Here is a 15558-nt window from a genome sequence, read left to right as displayed (position 1 = left end):
AATACCGCGATGCCTAAAAGCTTCGCTGAGCGCATTTCAGACAAAACGTGTAGAACACCCCACAACAACGTCAATGCCAATAAAAAGCCAACAAATACTTGAATATGCAAATACACCTGAAAAACTTGCAAACATAATCTGCAAGTAGAACCATACCTCAGACAATCAAAACCCTCGGTGTCTGCGATAATGTTCCGGCGTACAACCTGCCTGGCGCTGAAACATCGCGATAAATGCCGAACCGGTGCTGTAACCCATGTCGAATGCGATTTCCTGAATGCTGCGGTGGCTGTCCAGCGCTTCGATCGACGCCAGAAATCGCAACCGCTGGCGCCACTCGCCAAAACTCATGCCCAACTCCCGGATAAATTGCCGCGCCAGGGTGCGTTCGCTGACATGTATGGTCGTGGCCCAATGCGCTAACGGCCGGTTGTCCCCCGGTCCCGCCTGCAAGGCTTCCAGAATTCCGAGCAAGCCAGGGCTGCTGGCGTAGGGTAAGTAGCGCTCGTGCACCGGCGCCTGTCGCAGTTGATCCACCAACACCTGGGCCAGACGTTGGTCCGCTTCGTGCTCAGGGATCTTCACATCGCGGGCGGCAAAGTCCTTGAGGATCGCTTTGAGAATATCGCTGATCGCCAGGGTGCAGGCTTGCGCAGGCAGGTCACGACACACCGACGCAGCCAGGCAGACCGCACGGTAGTTGATCGGCTGATGGCTGTAGAAGCTGTGCTCGGTCTGCGGGGGCACCCATACCGCGTATTGCGGCGGTGACATGAAGCGACTGCCGCCGATTTCCATGTGCAGCACGCCATGGGCCGAATACTCCAGCGTGCCCCACGGATGGCGGTGAGCCGAGGCATAGCGATGAGCATCAAAGTCGGCGTAGCGGAAATACACCGGGGCAGGCAGCTCACTGAACTCCAGTAGATCGATGGGTTTACGGGTCATGCTGTCCGTCATGAAGGGCGGGTTGTCTGGATCGAAGTATAGGCCTGTATCCAGACAATGGATAATTACCCCTCATTAACGTTCTGGTTTTTCCCATGCAATACGCTTACCCCCTGCTGGCCATTTTCATTTGGGCTGGCAATACCGTGATCACCAAAATGTCGGCCGGGGCGATCTATCCCGCCGAGATCGGTTTTTACCGCTGGCTCCTCGCCGGATTATTGTTCACACCCTTCATGCTCAAACCGGCTATTGCCCACTGGCCGTCGATTCGCCCGAACCTGGGCAAGATCTTTGTCCTCGGCGTGCTCGGCATGGCTGTGTACCAAAGCCTGGCGTACTTCGCCGCGAGCCTGACCTCCGCGACCAACATGGGCATCATCCTGTCATTGATGCCTCTGATGTCGCTGGCCATGGCGATCATCAGCCTTGGCCAGCGCCTGACCATCGGCGCACTGGCGGGTGCGGTGTTGTCGTTTGCCGGCGTGCTGGTGGTCGTCTCGTCCGGCAGCCTGGGTGTGCTGCTGGAACATGGGGTGAACCTGGGGGACGCGATGATGCTGATCGCCACCCTGGCCTACGCGATCTACAGCACGTTGCTGAAAAAATGGCAGCTGCGCTTGCCGCCATTGGTGTTGCTGTATTTGCAGGTACTGGTCGCTGTGGTGGTGTTGTTTCCGCTGTTTCTCGCCTCACCGAAAATCGGCCCGACCCTGCACAATATTCCACTGGTGCTTTACGCCTGCTTGCTGGCCTCGATGGTCGCACCGCTGGCGTGGATGCAAGCCGTGGTGCGTTTGGGCCCGAGCCGGACCACGCTGTTCTTCAATTTGTTGCCGTTGATTACCGCGCTGATTGCGGCAGTGGTGCTGCATGAACAGTTGGCGACGTACCACTTGGTGGGCGGGATATTGACGTTGGGCGGGGTGATTCTTTCCGAGCGCTGGACCACCGTATTAGGCCGCAAGGTCCGTGTTGCCTGAGGAAAAAAGATCGCAGCCTGCGGCAGCTCCTACACTTGGAATGCATTCCCTGTAGGAGCTGCCGCAGGCTGCGATCTTTTGATCTTAAAGGCCAGCAGCTTTTAGCCGAGCCGCATGTTCGACAAACAACCGGATCGGCTCCGCCCCCTTCCCCACCAGTCCCAACGACTGGTTGACGATGTCGAAATGGTCCAGCGGGTACTCGTCGCCAATCACGGTCCCGAGGTGCGAGCTGTAACGCCCGACCATCCCGTCGCAATGCCCGGCCTCGCGTACGAAGGTTCTGGCAAACAACCGGCAACTGCGGTTGGTGCCATCGAACAGGTTAAGCCCGCGATTGGTCTTGCCCGGCTGCAAAGTGCCGGACCAGGAGTAGTAACGCACACCGTTCACCTCTTCCGGTCCGTGCCCGCCCCAGGTATCTGGCAGCCCCTGTGGAAAACGTTGATTGAACCGTGCCACGCCTGCAGTTGTGAGCGAATGATGGGACGCAAGGATATCCACCGGCAACTTCGGTCCGCGATAGCCGGTCTCCAGCAGGCTCATCAGCGTCGCGACGCACCGTACTAGAAAGATCACCAGACGCCCTCCGACGCTGTCATGGGGATAGTGTTTGTGCAGATAGTCGGCCAGTTCCGAACCATGATTAGGCCCCGCCACCGAGGTCACCGAGGCGACCAGATCCGGGCGTTTGGCTGCCGCGTAGCGCGCGGTCAACGAGCCTTGGCTGTGACCTAGCAGATTTACCTTTTCAGTTCCGGTCTCACGCAGAATCTCTTCAATGCGCGCCAACAGTTGCTCGCCGCGCACTTCGCTGGAGTTGAGGGGCGAGACCTGCACCGCAAACACCATCGCACCACCACGACGTAACGCCTCGGCGATCCCGTACCAATACGGATAGAGCACCAAACGGATAAACCCGAGCATTCCCGGGACCAGCACTAGCGGGTAACGCGTGGCCGAATCTTGCGACATGGGCGAACATCCTTGTGATCGGTGAGGTGACGCCTGGCGACTGCAAGACTTCCGCCAAGCCTCTCCAGCGAACATGACAAACCGACGACCAGTCTAGGTCATCCGCCCTACTTCAGCCCCACCACACCGGCCACGATCAGCCCGACCGACAGTAGCTTGACCATGGTCAGGCTTTCACCGAGCAAGATAAAGCCGAGAAACACCGTGCCCAGCGAACCGATGGCGGTCCAGATCGGGTAGGCGATGCTCACCGGCAATTCGCGCATGGCCAGGGTCAGGAAATAAATCCCGCCCACTGCCGCCACGATGGTCATCAGCGATGGCCAAAGCCGGGTAAAGCCCTCGGCGTACTTCATGCCCATGGCGAAAGTGACTTCGAACCCGGCGGCGATCAGCAAAAACAACCAGGCCACTTAGAACTCCCTGGCCAGGGCCAGCAAGCGCTGCTCTGCTTCGGCGGCAGAGACTTCGAAGGTGCGCGCCTCGGACTCCTCGCCTTCGGCAGCGATCACGGTGACATCGGTGATGCCGATGAAACCCAACGCCGTGCGTAGAAGCGTATCTGCATGGTTCATCGCCTCCAGCTCGCCGCCCGGGCCGAAGCCAAATCCGCCGCGACTGGTCACGATCAAGGCCTTTTTGCCCTGCACCAGTGGTTCGTACTGCGCGATTCCGTTATCCAGGGAGTGATTGAAGGTCAGCCCCAACCGCACGATCTGGTCGATCCAGGCTTTCAGGCCGCTGGGCACGCTGAAATTGTGCATGGGCGTGGAAATCACCAACACATCGTGCCCGAGCAACTCGTCGACCAGCGTATCGCTAAACGCCAGATCCGCTTGCATCGACAAGGGACGTGCGTCGGGTTCGGGGTAGAACGCGGCGGCCACGAATGCCTCGTTGACAGGTGGAATCAACGCTCGCCCGACCTCGCGGCGGGTCAGTTTCGATTGCGGGTGACGGGCCTGCCAGGCCGACAGAAAGACTTCCGCCAAACGCCGGGAGTGCGAACGCTCACCTCGTGGGCTGGCATGAATCGCAAGAACTGTACTCATCTGACTCTCCTTGGGACTAAACTCAAACTGCTCGTGGCTTGCAGCTTGGCGCTCACAGCCGCCCTGCTTCAACTGAACAAAAATCAGTCTGGATGAATCTATTTCATCCATGGAGTTTCCATGTTTGCTTCGTTGCCACTGACCGCCCTGCGCGCTTTCGAGTCTGCCTCTCGACTGCTGAGTTTCAAGGCTGCCGCCGAAGAATTGTCGGTGACTCCGACCGCGGTATCCCATCAGATCCGCTCGCTGGAAACCTGGCTCGGTGTGCAGTTGTTCGAACGCCTACCGCGCCAGGTACGCCTGACCGAAGGCGGCGAGCGCTTGTTTCACAGCCTGCACGGCGCGTTCCTGGAAGTGGCGCAAAGCGTCGACACCCTGCGCCCGCATCGCAGCGGCACGAACCTGACCCTCTCCACCACCGCCGCCTTTGCGGCCTTGTGGCTGGTGCCTCGCCTGGGCCGTTTCTATGCCCGGCACCCGAACATCAGCCTGCGCCTGGACACCCATTGCGAGGTCATTGACTTGCATCAGGACGCCAGTGTCGACCTGGTAGTGCGCTACAGCCTCGATGACTATCCGAACCTGTACGGCCTTTGCCTGTTCGACGAGTCGTTCGGTGTTTACGGCTCGCCCGGGCAAGTGGCATTGGCCGCCCGCCAAACGCCAACGCTGATCAGCGTGCACTGGCACAACTCCAAGCTCTACGCCCATGGCTGGCAAGCCTGGTGTGCGCAGTCTGGCGAGGCCTGGCTGGAGGAGCAGCCAACCGTGCGCGAATACGATGAAGAGCACTACGCCCTGCAAGCGGCCATTGCCGGTCAGGGTTTGGTACTGGCGAGCAATATTCTGGTGTCAGAAAGCGTCGCCAACGGATTGCTGGTGGCCTATCGGGGTGAAATCCAGGTCGATGGCGCCGGCTACAGCGCCTTGTGCGTACCGGGACGAGAGCGACATCCCCCGGTTCGGGCTTTTTTTGCGTGGTTGCGGGAAGAGGCAACAGTATCCGAATTTGCCTTCTCGCAAGTAACGTGAGACGGCGCTGCAATATTCCAACGACTTGATATTCCGCAGCTTCCTTAGCAAACAACTCCATACAAACAATTAACCCACACCTACTGATAATTCTCAGAACGCACCACGCCGCCCTCTTTCGAAATCGACCAACAACCAGAAGTTACAATCACCCGATAGACTTCACCGAGAACAAAGTTATTATAAGAACCACAACCCACCGGTTGTCCAAATAACCAAAAGTAAAGGAATACTTATGCACATTGAAGAACGACTCCAATTCATCGACTCACTGGCACCCCTGCCAGTTCTGACAACTCGATCCTTCGCCAACGTTCCTGAGCAGTACAGCGCCCAACCTCACGATATAAACAAACCAACCGCCAGTGTCATGCCTGATACAATCGACGCTTTTTTACCAGGCGTGTCAGAGCAGATGATCGACGACGTCAACCTCTGCAAATTAGTCATGCAGAATGCCGCCGACAAACTATTCCCCAAAGAAGATCAGCTTTTCGAGTGGTACAAGTGTTATGTGGATGGCCTGAGCAAGCTGGGCTGGGTCATTCAAAACAAAAACATGCAGGAGGTCCGCATCACTAAAATCGGCCTCACGATGGACCAGGTTGCCCTGGAGATTGTTGCAGGCTTGATTGGTCCTAATCCAGCAGGGATTTTGGCAAACGTCGCAAAAAAAGCGATAGAAGAGGTAAAGAAAAGCCCCAAGGCAATTGAGATATTTGATAAAAACAAAAAACTCGGAGCCCAGGCAAAATTCGACATTGCGCCGGTTTGGATGGACAACATCGGGCAGGCGAACATGATCCTTAACTGCATTTCCCTGGATGCACGGGAAAGCACCCATGGCATCCTGTTCTGGAAGACCACCAGGCAATCCACCACCATAAAATCAGGTGCCGTGCGCACTTACCTGAACAATAAGACTTTCTCGGGCCTCAGAGAGACCCTGTATAAAAAGTACCTCAAGGATGCAGAAAAATTCATTATTGACCTGCCTGACTTTTAATAATCAATGACATTTAAATCGGCAAGAAATTGCCGATTTAAATAATTGTTCGCACGCCATCCAAACGGAACAAAACATGAACAAAGACAACTATGACGCTTACCTGAGCAACGGCAGCCTTATATTATTTTGCGGCAAACACACCGACTGCTTCAAAAACGATGTATTACACTCCATCTTGTACGCCAATCTCACAGCGACAATCACTAGCAACGACTATGAACTGTGGTGGCAAACTTACACCCGAAACCTAAACAGAATGGAATACCCTCTAAACAGCCGGGAGGTCCGCCAACTTGAATTCAATAATAGCCGCCTTCTAAATATCGTCATTGAGAGTATGGGAAGCGCCCTCCCGGAGAAGGAACAGCAGGCACTGTCCAGCATCTTTTCATATCTGGGAAAACAGCCGGAAGACTCATCAGCCATCAAGGCAATCATCACTAGACTTCAGGCCAATGCTCACAATGGAACTGAAGGCATTGCTGGCGCCAGGACCGAAAACCAATCGATCTCAACAGCAACGGTGCTGACGATCGTGCGCAACGATAAAGCCCTGCTGACCCTGCAAATCTCCTTCAAGACCAAGGGAGGGATCACACCGGGGATCCTGAACGAACCTGTGCTCACGACAATAAAGGATGGAAAAAACAATATTCGCCTGTTACGCAGCTCACTGAACGAACTTAAATACGACCTGATCAGAGAGACCGTTATTACCAAGCTGAACAAAAAACCGCAAACAGACTTGCTTCACCTTACCCCCTCTGCCCTCCCAGAATTGCAATGATTCAGGCGAGCCTGATGTCGCCTTGGCTCAGTTTTTTACTGTTTTAGGCGCCTTACCCGACTTCATCTGCTCGAGCAACGGCGCGCACTGATTCGGCTCTCCGCCGCTCGGCGCCACCAAGGCCAATAATCCCGCCGCCGGTGCGGCGATCACACCCAATGCAACCATTCCGGCCCCTCGCAACATCAAGGGTACGGCTTTCACCCCGGCGTCGGGCTTGATGAATTTGCCCCGCACATACAGCGGCGAACGCAACGAGATCAGCCGCCAGCCCTTGGATTCCGGCGTGATGCTCAGGTCCAACTGCTCTGTGGCCATGTTTGCCGTGCCATCAATGTAGATAATTGCGTTCTCGGTATCGAAGACGAACAGCTGCGTAGTGGCCAGGCCAGCCTTTATGTCGAAGTCGGCGGCGGCGCAGTTGATCTTCACTTCCTTGTCGCCAAAGATCTTGCCGACCACATAGTTGCCAACATTCAGACCCGCCAGTTCCATCAACTCGCGACTGATAGCGCCATCGTTGATCAGCATTTTCAACTTGCCGTTAGCGCTGCCCAGCAACTTGGCCACTGAATTGCCGCGCCCGGTAATATCCGCATCGCCGTTGAGCTCACCGAAGCTGGTTTTCATCGGCTCGAACGTCGGGAACAACTGCTTGAGCTTGAAGCCTCGGGCGGTCAGTTTTGCCCGGCCTTCCAACGGTTCGGTGTGACCATTCAGGCGAATCTGTGCATCCAGCTTGCCACCGGCCACGCCAAATCGCAGCGGCTCAAGACTGAGCACGCCATCGGTGAGCACCAAGTGCGTGTAGAGATCGTTGAACGGTAACTTTTCGCTATGGACGATGCGCTTTCCAGTGAATTCGACATCCGCATCCATGTCGCGCCAGCGATCGGTCTTGAACTCCTCGACCGGCAGCACCTTGTCCGCCGGTTGCTTGCTCTCGCCGCCGCGGGCTTTCTGCTTGGCATTGGAGTCGGCGCCGATCAACGGGGCCAGGTCGGCGAACAACAATTGATTGGATAACAACGAGCCGCTGAGTTTAGGACGGGGCTGGCCGGCGACGTAAGCCAGGCTGCCATGGATGTCGCTCGAGCCGATCGTGCCGTTGAACTCGTCATAACGAAATACTGCACCGCCCGGCTCATGCAGCTTGGCAATCAGATGGCCGTCGGTGGCATACGGCGGCGTATCCGGCAGGGTCACACCGGTCAGGGGATAAAGATTGCCCAGGCTGGTGCCGGCCAGTTTCAGGCGTAAATCCAGGGCGCCCAGATTCATCGGATCGGTCAACGTGCCCGCCAACTCTACGCTGGTATCGCCGATCTTCGCTTGCGCCTGAAGCGGAAACGGCCGGGCTGCGTCCTGCAGCGCCAGCAGCCCACCGATTTTGCCCTGCCCCGTGAGTTTCTGAGCGTGGTACTGGCCTTTGACCTTTAGCGCAAACGCGTAATCCTGCGGCGCACTGCCCTGCCCGGAGGCCGTTTTCGCCGCTTTGTCGCCAACGATTTCGCTGAAGGGGATCGGCTTGCCCAGCGGGTCGATCAGCAGGTCCAGTTGAGTCTTCAGGTTCTGGTCGTCAAGAGTGACATGTCCTTTGTCGAAGCCGATCGCCCCGATATCCACTACCCAGGACGAGGGCTCGGCGTTCGGGTCTTTCGGATCGAACTTGAACGTCCAGTTGGCACGACCGTCGGCCAGGCGCTGCAACGCGGCATTGGGTTCGGTGAGGTCGATGCGCGGGATCACCACACGCTGCGCCAACAAGGCCAGGGGTGAAATGCGCAATTCGACGCGCTTGAGGCTGGCCATCTGCGGCGCATTCGACCAGTCCGGGTTGCCCAGGCTCAGATCCTCGGCCACCACATGCGGCCAGGGCACCCAGGCACGCCAGCCGCCCTCGTCGCGCTCGCGCTGCCAAACCACCGCCAGATTGCCGTTGATCGCGAATGGACGGTGCAGTTCTTCGGATACTTTGGCGTTCAGGGACGGTTTGATCCGATTCCAGTCGAAGAACACGATGACCAGCACCAGCACGGCCAGCAGGACAACAAGGCTGGTCACGGCCCAGGCGAGAATTTTACGAGTGCGCGTCATTGCACAGAGCTCCTGATACGACTGAGCATCACGATCGCGATGCTCAGGAGAAACGCAGGGCCAGAACCGGCCCGTCATGGAATCTACGACTGGCAAATGGCCCGCAGGTTTAATTGAAAATCCGATTTTGCCGCCGTTGACGATTGAGCATGGCGCCCCTCCTCCCGGACAGCGTTACCGGGGCCGCACTTTTGCGTGGCGCGGTTGAGTCGAAAATACCCACCCCGGTGCGCCGCAAAGGCCCGGTTTAGAAGGGCTGTAGAGAACAATCAATTCCGTTGATTATTAACATTGCGTTTATGAACTTTTATATCGACTTATCAAGAGTAGCATTACCTTCGTACCCAATTTATCGCACTCCTACGGAGCACCCCATCATGAAACGCCAACTTCTGCTTAGCCTTACACTTTCAATGCTGGCCAGCACCGCTTTTGCGCTGCCGGCCGCTGACCAGGCCACTCCGCAAGTGAAAGACACTCACTCGGTGTTCAGCCAAACCGTTGCCGCTGATGGTTCCGACCGTACCCCAGGTCAAACCGTCGCTGCTGATGGCTCCGACCGCACTCCGGGTCAAACCATCGCCGCTGATGGCTCCGACCGCACCCCAGGGCAAACCGTCGCCGAAGGTGGTAACGATCGCCTGAGAGAAAAAGGCCTGATCGCTGAAGACGGCTACGACCAGACTCCACAAGGTCAAACGGTTGCCGCTGACGGTTCCGACCGCACTCCAGGTCAAACCATTGCTGAAGGCGGTGGTGACCGTGTTATCGAACGCAACAGCGCTATGAGCTAAGCCCATGGCGGCCTTGAAAAAAAGCCCAATCAACAGATTGGGCTTTTGATTTTCTGGTCATTGCCTTTTGTAGAATTCGCACCGCCCCGCCTGATCCCGCCTATGTCGTTCGACGCCGGCAAAGCCGATTTGCTAGAGTGCGCCGCAGTCCTATTCAGAAAACGTCATTGCGATGCTGCCCCGCGCCGAACAGAAACAACAAACCCGCAACGCCTTGATGGACGCTGCCCGCCATTTGATGGAGGGCGGCCGAGGATTTGGCAGCCTGAGCCTGCGTGAAGTCGCGAAAACCGCCGGAATCGTCCCCACCGGCTTTTATCGGCATTTCGCCGACATGGATGAACTCGGCCTGGTGTTGGTGAGCGAGGTCGGCCAGACCTTCCGTGAAACCATTCGCCTGGTGCGGCACAACGAGTTTGTCATGGGCGGCATTATCGACGCGTCCGTGCGGATATTTCTCGATGTGGTGTCGGCCAACCGTTCGCAATTCCTGTTTCTCGCCAGAGAACAGTACGGCGGTTCGTTGCCGGTACGCCTGGCCATCGGTCGCTTGCGCGAGAACATCAGTTCGGACCTGGCTGCCGACCTGTCCTTGATGCCGAAACTGCAACACCTGGACATGGCCGGCTTGAGCGTCATGGCCGATCTGATCGTCAAGAGCGTGTTCGCCACATTGCCGGACATCATCGACCCGCCAGCCGATGCGCTGCCTGAACACTTGACGCCGCAAGCAAAGATCACCCAGCAGCTGCGGTTCATCTTTATCGGCCTCAAGCATTGGCAGGGGCTTGGAAGTACCGAGTAACGCTTAAGAAGATCGCAGGCTTGGGCAGCGCCTACACTGCGCCGCGCCACTGTGCCATCTCTGTTCGCCACAAATTGGTGCAGTTTGAAAAATCTGCGCACCAATTTCAGTCAAGATCCTGAGCACCTCGAAACTTTTCCTACGCTGCCTACAGGTATTTCCTACACGCCCCCAGATTGGCAAGCCCCTTGCTCTAGCCTGAGCATTGTCCATTGCTGGAAGCTTTCCGATGCTGGTGATTCATCGCAGAATCGACCCTCAACCCGACTGGGCCGCCGAATTGCACCTGACCTTCGAGGCCAGGAGCAAAAGCCGCTTGCGCTGTTTCAGTGCCGAAGGTGAGGACGTCGGTTTGTTTTTGGAGCGCGGTCAACCACCCTTGTATGACGGCGAATGTCTGCAAGCCGAAGACGGCCGCGTGGTACGCGTCTGTGCCCGTCCCGAACAATTGCTGCACGTCACCTGCACCAATGCCTACGAATTGACGCGTGCCGCCTATCACCTGGGTAATCGCCATGTCGCCCTGCAAGTGGGCGACGGCTGGTTGCGCTTGCTCGACGACTACGTGCTCAAGGCCATGCTCGAACAACTTGGCGCGCAAGCCGAACCCATCGAAGCGGCCTTTCAACCTGAACACGGCGCCTACGGCGGCGGCCATCACCATTCCCGCCACGGCGACGAAGACTTCAACTATCCGCCAAAGCTGCATCAGTTCGGCGTGCGCCCATGAACCCTGCATGGGCCCTGCTGCGCCTGGCCAGTCCGCAATTGCCGATTGGCGGCTACAGCTATTCCCAAGGCCTGGAAATGGCGGTGGACAACGGCCAAGTGCACAATCCCGACAGCGCGCGGCGCTGGATCAGCGATCAGTTGCTGCTCAATCTCGCCCGCTTCGAGGCGCCGCTACTGCTCGCCCATTGCGTGGCCGCGGTCGAGGAGAATTGGAGCGAACTGCTGCAGCGCTACGAAGAACACCGTGCCAGCCGGGAAACCCGCGAACTGCATCAGGAGAGCCGGCAAATGGGCTATTCCTTGCAGCAGTTACTCAACGGCCTGCCTGAACTCGATGCACCGGCCCGCGCCTTCCTTGAACAACGACCCGAACCGCACCTGGCCCTGGGCTGGGCGCTGGCCGCCCGCGCCTGGCGGATCAGCCCGCAGGATGCACTGGCCGCGTGGCTCTGGAGCTGGCTGGAAAACCAACTGGCGGTATTGATGAAAACCTTGCCACTGGGCCAACAGGCTGCGCAGCGCTTGACCAGTGAACTGCTGCCGCTGCTGCAACAGGCCCAGCAGGATGCTACCCGAATCAACCCCGAACACTTTGGCAGTGCCGCGTTTGGCCTGTCCCTGGCGTGCATGGCCCACGAGCGCCAGTACAGCCGTCTGTTCCGTTCCTAAGGACCCCTTATTCTGGAGAATCACATGAACACACAACCCTTGCGCGTCGGCATCGGCGGCCCCGTCGGTTCCGGTAAAACCGCCCTGACCCTGGCCCTGTGCCTGGCCCTGCGCGAACGCTACAACCTGGCAGTGGTGACCAACGACATCTATACCCGCGAAGACGCTGATTTCCTGGTGCGCAACGAAGCGCTGGCGCCGGAACGCATCATCGGCGTGGAGACCGGCGGCTGCCCGCACACGGCGATCCGCGAAGACGCCTCGATCAATCTTGAAGCCGTGGATCAATTAAACCGCCGTTTTCCGGGCCTGGACCTGATCCTGGTGGAATCCGGTGGCGACAATCTCTCGGCCACCTTCAGCCCGGAACTGTCCGACCTGACCATCTACGTGATTGACGTGTCCGCTGGCGACAAGTTGCCGCGCAAAGGCGGGCCGGGGATCTGCAAATCCGATCTGCTGGTGATCAACAAAATTGACCTGGCGCCCCTGGTGGGAGCGTCGCTGACGCTGATGGACAGCGATACCACGCGTATGCGCAACGGCAAGCCGTTCGTGTTCAGCAACCAGAAAACCGGCCAGGGACTGGACGCGATCATCGCCTTCATCGAACGCCAGGGCCTGCTGACGGCAGCCTGATCAAGACTTATCAACAAGGAAGCTTCTCGATGACACTCAAACGCATTCTGGGCGCAATGACCCTGCTGTTGACACCGACCATTGCGTTGGCCCACCCAGGGCACGGGGACAATGGCTTGGTCGCGGGCATCAGCCACCCGCTCGGTGGACTCGATCATCTGCTGGCAATGCTCGCGGTCGGCCTGTGGGCGGCTCAGCACAAAAGTGCGGCGCGTTGGGCGCTGCCGTGCACCTTCATTGTCACCCTGCTGATCGGCGGTCTGCTGGGTTTTGCAGGGCTGGAACTGCCGGCGCTGGAAGGTGGCATTGCCGCGTCTGTGTTGGCGCTGGGCCTGGCGGTGGCCTTGGCGGTGCGTCCACCGTTGAGCCTGGCAATGGCCGCAACGGCGTTGTTTGCGCTGTTCCATGGCGTGGCGCATGGCCTGGAGTTGCCGGACATGACGAGCCCTTGGGGATATGCCACGGGATTTGTCGCGGCGACCGCGGTGTTGCATGCGGCAGGTTATGCGTTGGTACGGGTGTTGCCGCAAGCTGCTGCGCCTTTAGTGAGACTGGCGGGGGCGGCTTCGGCGGCGACTGGCGTGTGGTTGTTGGCAAGCTAAATCTCTATTGCCCGTGATGGCGTCTTCGCGAGCAGGCTCGCTCCCTCATTTGCCCTGCGTACACAGTTTCATTGTGGGAGCGAGCCTGCTCGCGAAAGCGGCCTGAGAGACAACACAGCTCTAAGGCCTGCTAACATGTCGCGCAATCAACCCTGCCGTGACGACGCCAGCCAATGCCGCCTGTTTCCCGCTCCGCCTCCCAGCCTGAACTGACCGCCCTGTTTGCCTCGGTGCAACAGCACTTCCAGGACGTGATCGTGCCGCTTTGGCAAGGTCCCGGCTGGAATGCCGAGTTGGCGCTGCCCTATGAGGCGCTGGACGCCGAACACCACCCGTTGCCTCCCCAACGCTACCGGGCCATGGCCTGCGCGCGGCAGCTGTATCTATTTGCCAGCCTGATCGGCCAGGTGCCAGGCGCTCAAGAGCGCGCGGCAGCGCTGTTCCGTTCCTTGCAGCGGCACTTCCACGATGCCGAGCATGGCGGCTGGTTCTACAGCATCGACCCGCAGGGCGCGCCACTGGATCAGCGTAAAGATCTCTACACCCACGCATTCATTCTGTTCGCCTGCGCCCACTACTGGGACAAAGTCCGCGAGCCGCTGGTGGAATCGGTGCTCAACGCGGCCCTGGAAGTGATCGCGCAACGTTTCTCCAGCGGCGACGGCCTCTACGAAGCGAGCCTCGATCGTGATTGGTCATCGTTGAACAGCGGACCGCTGCAAAATCCGTTGATGCACCTGGCTGAAGCCTTCCTTGCCACGCTGTCGGTGCGTGAAGACCTCGCTGTGCAACAGGCGCTCGTGGACTTATGCACAGGGATGCAGCGGCGGTTTATCGAGCCGCAACACGGCGTGTTGATGGAAAAACCGCTGGAGGCTGTGGATAACTGGTTCGAACCCGGGCATCAGTTCGAGTGGTATTTCCTGCTCGAGTCGTCCGACCTGCTGCGTGGTTCTCCACTACATGCTTCGCTGGAGCGCGCTTTTGCCTTCACCGAACAACTGGGCGTCGACCCACACACCGGTGCCGTGCGGGCCATGCTGGACCTGGGTCCGGATGGCGGCTCACGGGACGCGACTCAACGGATCTGGGCCCAGGCCGAATACCTGCGCGCCTTGACCCTGCGACCAGGCAGTGAGGCTTCGGTGCTGCGTCAATTGCAGGCGTTGCAGCAGCGCTCGCTGCACGCGGGCGGCTGGTATGAATGCCGCGACGAACACGGTGAAGTGAGCCGGCGGGACATGCCATCGACTACCCCTTATCACTTGGCGACCTGTTATCGCGGGTTGGCTGAGTATCTTGGTTGACTGAACGGTCGCTTTCGCCGGCAAGTCGGATCGACGCATCGCTCGCGCCTACATTGCGAGGAATCCACCGGATTTCACGCAATCCACTTGCGATCCCCGGTAAAACTGATGGTCAGCCACCTCGCCGCATCAGGTTTGCCGAGCTTCGCGGAGATCTCCTCTCGTAGCGCATCCAGTTGCACCACGCTGCGCAGCGGATAATTTGTCGGCAACACGATGTGAATCTCGATAAAACACGCCCGACCGTGCTTCTGCACGTAGGAAATATAGTCGTCGAAACCATGCTCGATCTTCGCCTCTTCCATCACCTGGCGCACCTTGTCGTCCAGTTGATCCGGGGCGATTCCCAGCACATCGCGTAACGCCGGGCCGATGATCTTGAACGCCGGAGGGAGCATGCCCAGGGCCAGCAGAATCAGAATCATCGGGTCGACATACAACGCCCATTTTTCGTAGCCCTGGGTCTTTAGCAACAGCGCAATAAGAAAGCTCACCAACAGGCCGGCCGAGAGCATCGCGTCCACCAGCCAACTGATGTTGTCGAACTGGATCAGCGATGACTTGAGCGTGCGATTTCGATGGCGAACGTAGAAAAAGTAAATGAGCTCGGCGACGGTGAATACCGCCGCGTAGAAGATCACCAAGCCAAGCTCGACATCGCGTCCACCACTGATGATGCCGAACACTCCGTTGAGAAAGGCATAAATGGCCACCAGCAACAGGAAACTGCCTTCGATCACCAGCACCATGGGTTCCAGGTGCCAGGAGCCGAACTGGAAGCGTTGATTGCTTTCCTTGGCGATCAGCCTGGCGGTGATCAGCATCAGGACCTTGATGAAGGTTGCAACCAGCGAAAAGAATCCATCGAACAGGATGGATTGGGCACCCGAGGCAAACCCGGTGATGATCCCGGCGAATGTCACCACCAGCATCAGGAAGGTCGATTGCTTGAGCAGCGCCTGCTCGCCTCGATTGCTCACATGGTCTCCTCGAAAACCTTGAACCGCAGGGCGCGGCGAGGTTGTTGGATGAGGAGTCTAGCTGATGTCCGGCGTTGTCAGTTCCGGCCCCTTCGCGAGCAGGCTCGCTCCCACAGGTTCACCAAAGTCCCTGTGGGAGCGAGCCCT

17 protein-coding genes are annotated in these 15558 nt (G+C 58.2%); 11 read left to right on the top strand and 6 right to left on the bottom strand.

Annotated features, from left to right (window positions below):
* Positions 1–165: 165 nt before the first annotated feature.
* Positions 166–948, bottom strand: a complete 783-nt coding sequence (locus AC3WWR_RS24580) for an AraC family transcriptional regulator (protein WP_020797599.1) — start codon at positions 946–948, stop codon at positions 166–168.
* Positions 949–1043: 95 nt separating this feature from the next.
* On the opposite strand from AC3WWR_RS24580, the gene AC3WWR_RS24575 reads away from it, so the two are divergent.
* Positions 1044–1931 carry a DMT family transporter gene (locus tag AC3WWR_RS24575; protein ID WP_020797600.1) on the top strand — a complete coding sequence of 296 codons (888 nt, stop codon included), beginning with the start codon at positions 1044–1046 and terminating at the stop codon, positions 1929–1931.
* A gap of 84 nt (positions 1932–2015) precedes the next feature.
* Here the strand turns inward: AC3WWR_RS24575 and AC3WWR_RS24570 are convergent, their stop codons facing one another.
* The 3 genes from AC3WWR_RS24570 to AC3WWR_RS24560 all read right to left on the bottom strand — a co-directional run bounded on the left by AC3WWR_RS24570 (position 2016) and on the right by AC3WWR_RS24560 (position 3958).
* Positions 2016–2906, bottom strand: a complete 891-nt coding sequence (locus AC3WWR_RS24570; RefSeq protein WP_168757145.1) for an esterase/lipase family protein — start codon at positions 2904–2906, stop codon at positions 2016–2018.
* 107 nt (positions 2907–3013) lie between these two features.
* Positions 3014–3319 carry a DMT family transporter gene (locus AC3WWR_RS24565; protein ID WP_020797602.1) on the bottom strand — a complete coding sequence of 102 codons (306 nt, stop codon included), beginning with the start codon at positions 3317–3319 and terminating at the stop codon, positions 3014–3016.
* Complete coding sequence (locus AC3WWR_RS24560) at positions 3320–3958, bottom strand: FMN-dependent NADH-azoreductase (protein WP_020797603.1); 639 nt, start codon at positions 3956–3958, stop codon at positions 3320–3322.
* Between the two features lie 120 nt (positions 3959–4078).
* Here AC3WWR_RS24560 and AC3WWR_RS24555 point away from each other — a divergent pair, with 120 nt between their 5' ends.
* From AC3WWR_RS24555 to AC3WWR_RS24545, 3 genes are all read left to right on the top strand, one after another.
* A complete protein-coding gene (locus tag AC3WWR_RS24555; RefSeq protein WP_432668941.1) occupies positions 4079–4990 on the top strand; it encodes a LysR substrate-binding domain-containing protein in 912 nt (303 codons plus the stop codon).
* Between the two features lie 235 nt (positions 4991–5225).
* Positions 5226–5996: a hypothetical protein gene (locus tag AC3WWR_RS24550; RefSeq protein WP_432668939.1), complete on the top strand. Its 771-nt coding sequence runs from the start codon at positions 5226–5228 to the stop codon at positions 5994–5996.
* A 76-nt stretch (positions 5997–6072) separates the two neighbouring features.
* Positions 6073–6786, top strand: coding sequence for a hypothetical protein (locus AC3WWR_RS24545; RefSeq protein ID WP_492599147.1), 714 nt, complete (start codon positions 6073–6075; stop codon positions 6784–6786).
* 27 nt (positions 6787–6813) lie between these two features.
* Here the strand turns inward: AC3WWR_RS24545 and AC3WWR_RS24540 are convergent, their stop codons facing one another.
* Entirely contained in the window at positions 6814–8883 is a 2070-nt protein-coding gene (locus tag AC3WWR_RS24540) for an AsmA family protein (protein WP_492599146.1), read from the bottom strand.
* A gap of 377 nt (positions 8884–9260) precedes the next feature.
* Here AC3WWR_RS24540 and AC3WWR_RS24535 point away from each other — a divergent pair, with 377 nt between their 5' ends.
* The 7 genes from AC3WWR_RS24535 (at position 9261) to AC3WWR_RS24505 (ending at position 14431) form a co-directional block, all read left to right on the top strand.
* Entirely contained in the window at positions 9261–9677 is a 417-nt protein-coding gene (locus AC3WWR_RS24535) for a hypothetical protein (RefSeq protein WP_020797608.1), read from the top strand.
* Between the two features lie 172 nt (positions 9678–9849).
* Positions 9850–10482 (top strand): TetR family transcriptional regulator, encoded by a 633-nt coding sequence (locus AC3WWR_RS24530; RefSeq protein ID WP_020797609.1) that lies wholly within the window; start codon positions 9850–9852, stop codon positions 10480–10482.
* A gap of 229 nt (positions 10483–10711) precedes the next feature.
* Complete coding sequence (gene ureE, locus AC3WWR_RS24525; protein ID WP_020797610.1) at positions 10712–11212, top strand: urease accessory protein UreE; 501 nt, start codon at positions 10712–10714, stop codon at positions 11210–11212.
* Positions 11209–11883, top strand: a complete 675-nt coding sequence (locus AC3WWR_RS24520; RefSeq protein WP_020797611.1) for an urease accessory protein UreF — start codon at positions 11209–11211, stop codon at positions 11881–11883. The genes ureE and AC3WWR_RS24520 overlap by 4 nt, the downstream gene beginning before the upstream one ends.
* Before the next feature lie 24 nt (positions 11884–11907).
* Positions 11908–12522 (top strand): urease accessory protein UreG, encoded by a 615-nt coding sequence (gene ureG, locus AC3WWR_RS24515; RefSeq protein WP_008058937.1) that lies wholly within the window; start codon positions 11908–11910, stop codon positions 12520–12522.
* Between the two features lie 29 nt (positions 12523–12551).
* Positions 12552–13124 (top strand): HupE/UreJ family protein, encoded by a 573-nt coding sequence (locus AC3WWR_RS24510; protein ID WP_432668932.1) that lies wholly within the window; start codon positions 12552–12554, stop codon positions 13122–13124.
* A 173-nt stretch (positions 13125–13297) separates the two neighbouring features.
* A complete protein-coding gene (locus AC3WWR_RS24505; RefSeq protein WP_033042199.1) occupies positions 13298–14431 on the top strand; it encodes an AGE family epimerase/isomerase in 1134 nt (377 codons plus the stop codon).
* Between the two features lie 74 nt (positions 14432–14505).
* On the opposite strand, the gene AC3WWR_RS24500 is transcribed toward AC3WWR_RS24505, so the two are convergent.
* Positions 14506–15411, bottom strand: coding sequence for a cation diffusion facilitator family transporter (locus AC3WWR_RS24500; protein WP_492599145.1), 906 nt, complete (start codon positions 15409–15411; stop codon positions 14506–14508).
* Positions 15412–15558: the final 147 nt, after the last annotated feature.

This window comes from Pseudomonas sp. EB271-G4-1 (genome assembly GCF_058791355.1).
This window is presented reverse-complemented; position numbering and strand designations above follow the sequence as displayed.

Bases quoted from the DNA above. Each gene is read 5' to 3' on its own strand.
- AC3WWR_RS24580 (WP_020797599.1), bottom strand. From the start codon at position 948: ATGACCCGTAAACCCATCGATCTACTGGAGTTCAGTGAGCTGCCTGCC.
- AC3WWR_RS24575 (WP_020797600.1), top strand. From the start codon at position 1,044: ATGCAATACGCTTACCCCCTGCTGGCCATTTTCATTTGGGCTGGCAAT.
- AC3WWR_RS24570 (WP_168757145.1), bottom strand. From the start codon at position 2,906: ATGTCGCAAGATTCGGCCACGCGTTACCCGCTAGTGCTGGTCCCGGGA.
- AC3WWR_RS24560 (WP_020797603.1), bottom strand. From the start codon at position 3,958: ATGAGTACAGTTCTTGCGATTCATGCCAGCCCACGAGGTGAGCGTTCG.
- AC3WWR_RS24555 (WP_432668941.1), top strand. From the start codon at position 4,079: ATGTTTGCTTCGTTGCCACTGACCGCCCTGCGCGCTTTCGAGTCTGCC.
- AC3WWR_RS24550 (WP_432668939.1), top strand. From the start codon at position 5,226: ATGCACATTGAAGAACGACTCCAATTCATCGACTCACTGGCACCCCTG.
- AC3WWR_RS24545 (WP_492599147.1), top strand. From the start codon at position 6,073: ATGAACAAAGACAACTATGACGCTTACCTGAGCAACGGCAGCCTTATA.
- AC3WWR_RS24540 (WP_492599146.1), bottom strand. From the start codon at position 8,883: ATGACGCGCACTCGTAAAATTCTCGCCTGGGCCGTGACCAGCCTTGTT.
- AC3WWR_RS24535 (WP_020797608.1), top strand. From the start codon at position 9,261: ATGAAACGCCAACTTCTGCTTAGCCTTACACTTTCAATGCTGGCCAGC.
- AC3WWR_RS24530 (WP_020797609.1), top strand. From the start codon at position 9,850: ATGCTGCCCCGCGCCGAACAGAAACAACAAACCCGCAACGCCTTGATG.
- ureE (WP_020797610.1), top strand. From the start codon at position 10,712: ATGCTGGTGATTCATCGCAGAATCGACCCTCAACCCGACTGGGCCGCC.
- AC3WWR_RS24520 (WP_020797611.1), top strand. From the start codon at position 11,209: ATGAACCCTGCATGGGCCCTGCTGCGCCTGGCCAGTCCGCAATTGCCG.
- ureG (WP_008058937.1), top strand. From the start codon at position 11,908: ATGAACACACAACCCTTGCGCGTCGGCATCGGCGGCCCCGTCGGTTCC.
- AC3WWR_RS24510 (WP_432668932.1), top strand. From the start codon at position 12,552: ATGACACTCAAACGCATTCTGGGCGCAATGACCCTGCTGTTGACACCG.
- AC3WWR_RS24505 (WP_033042199.1), top strand. From the start codon at position 13,298: ATGCCGCCTGTTTCCCGCTCCGCCTCCCAGCCTGAACTGACCGCCCTG.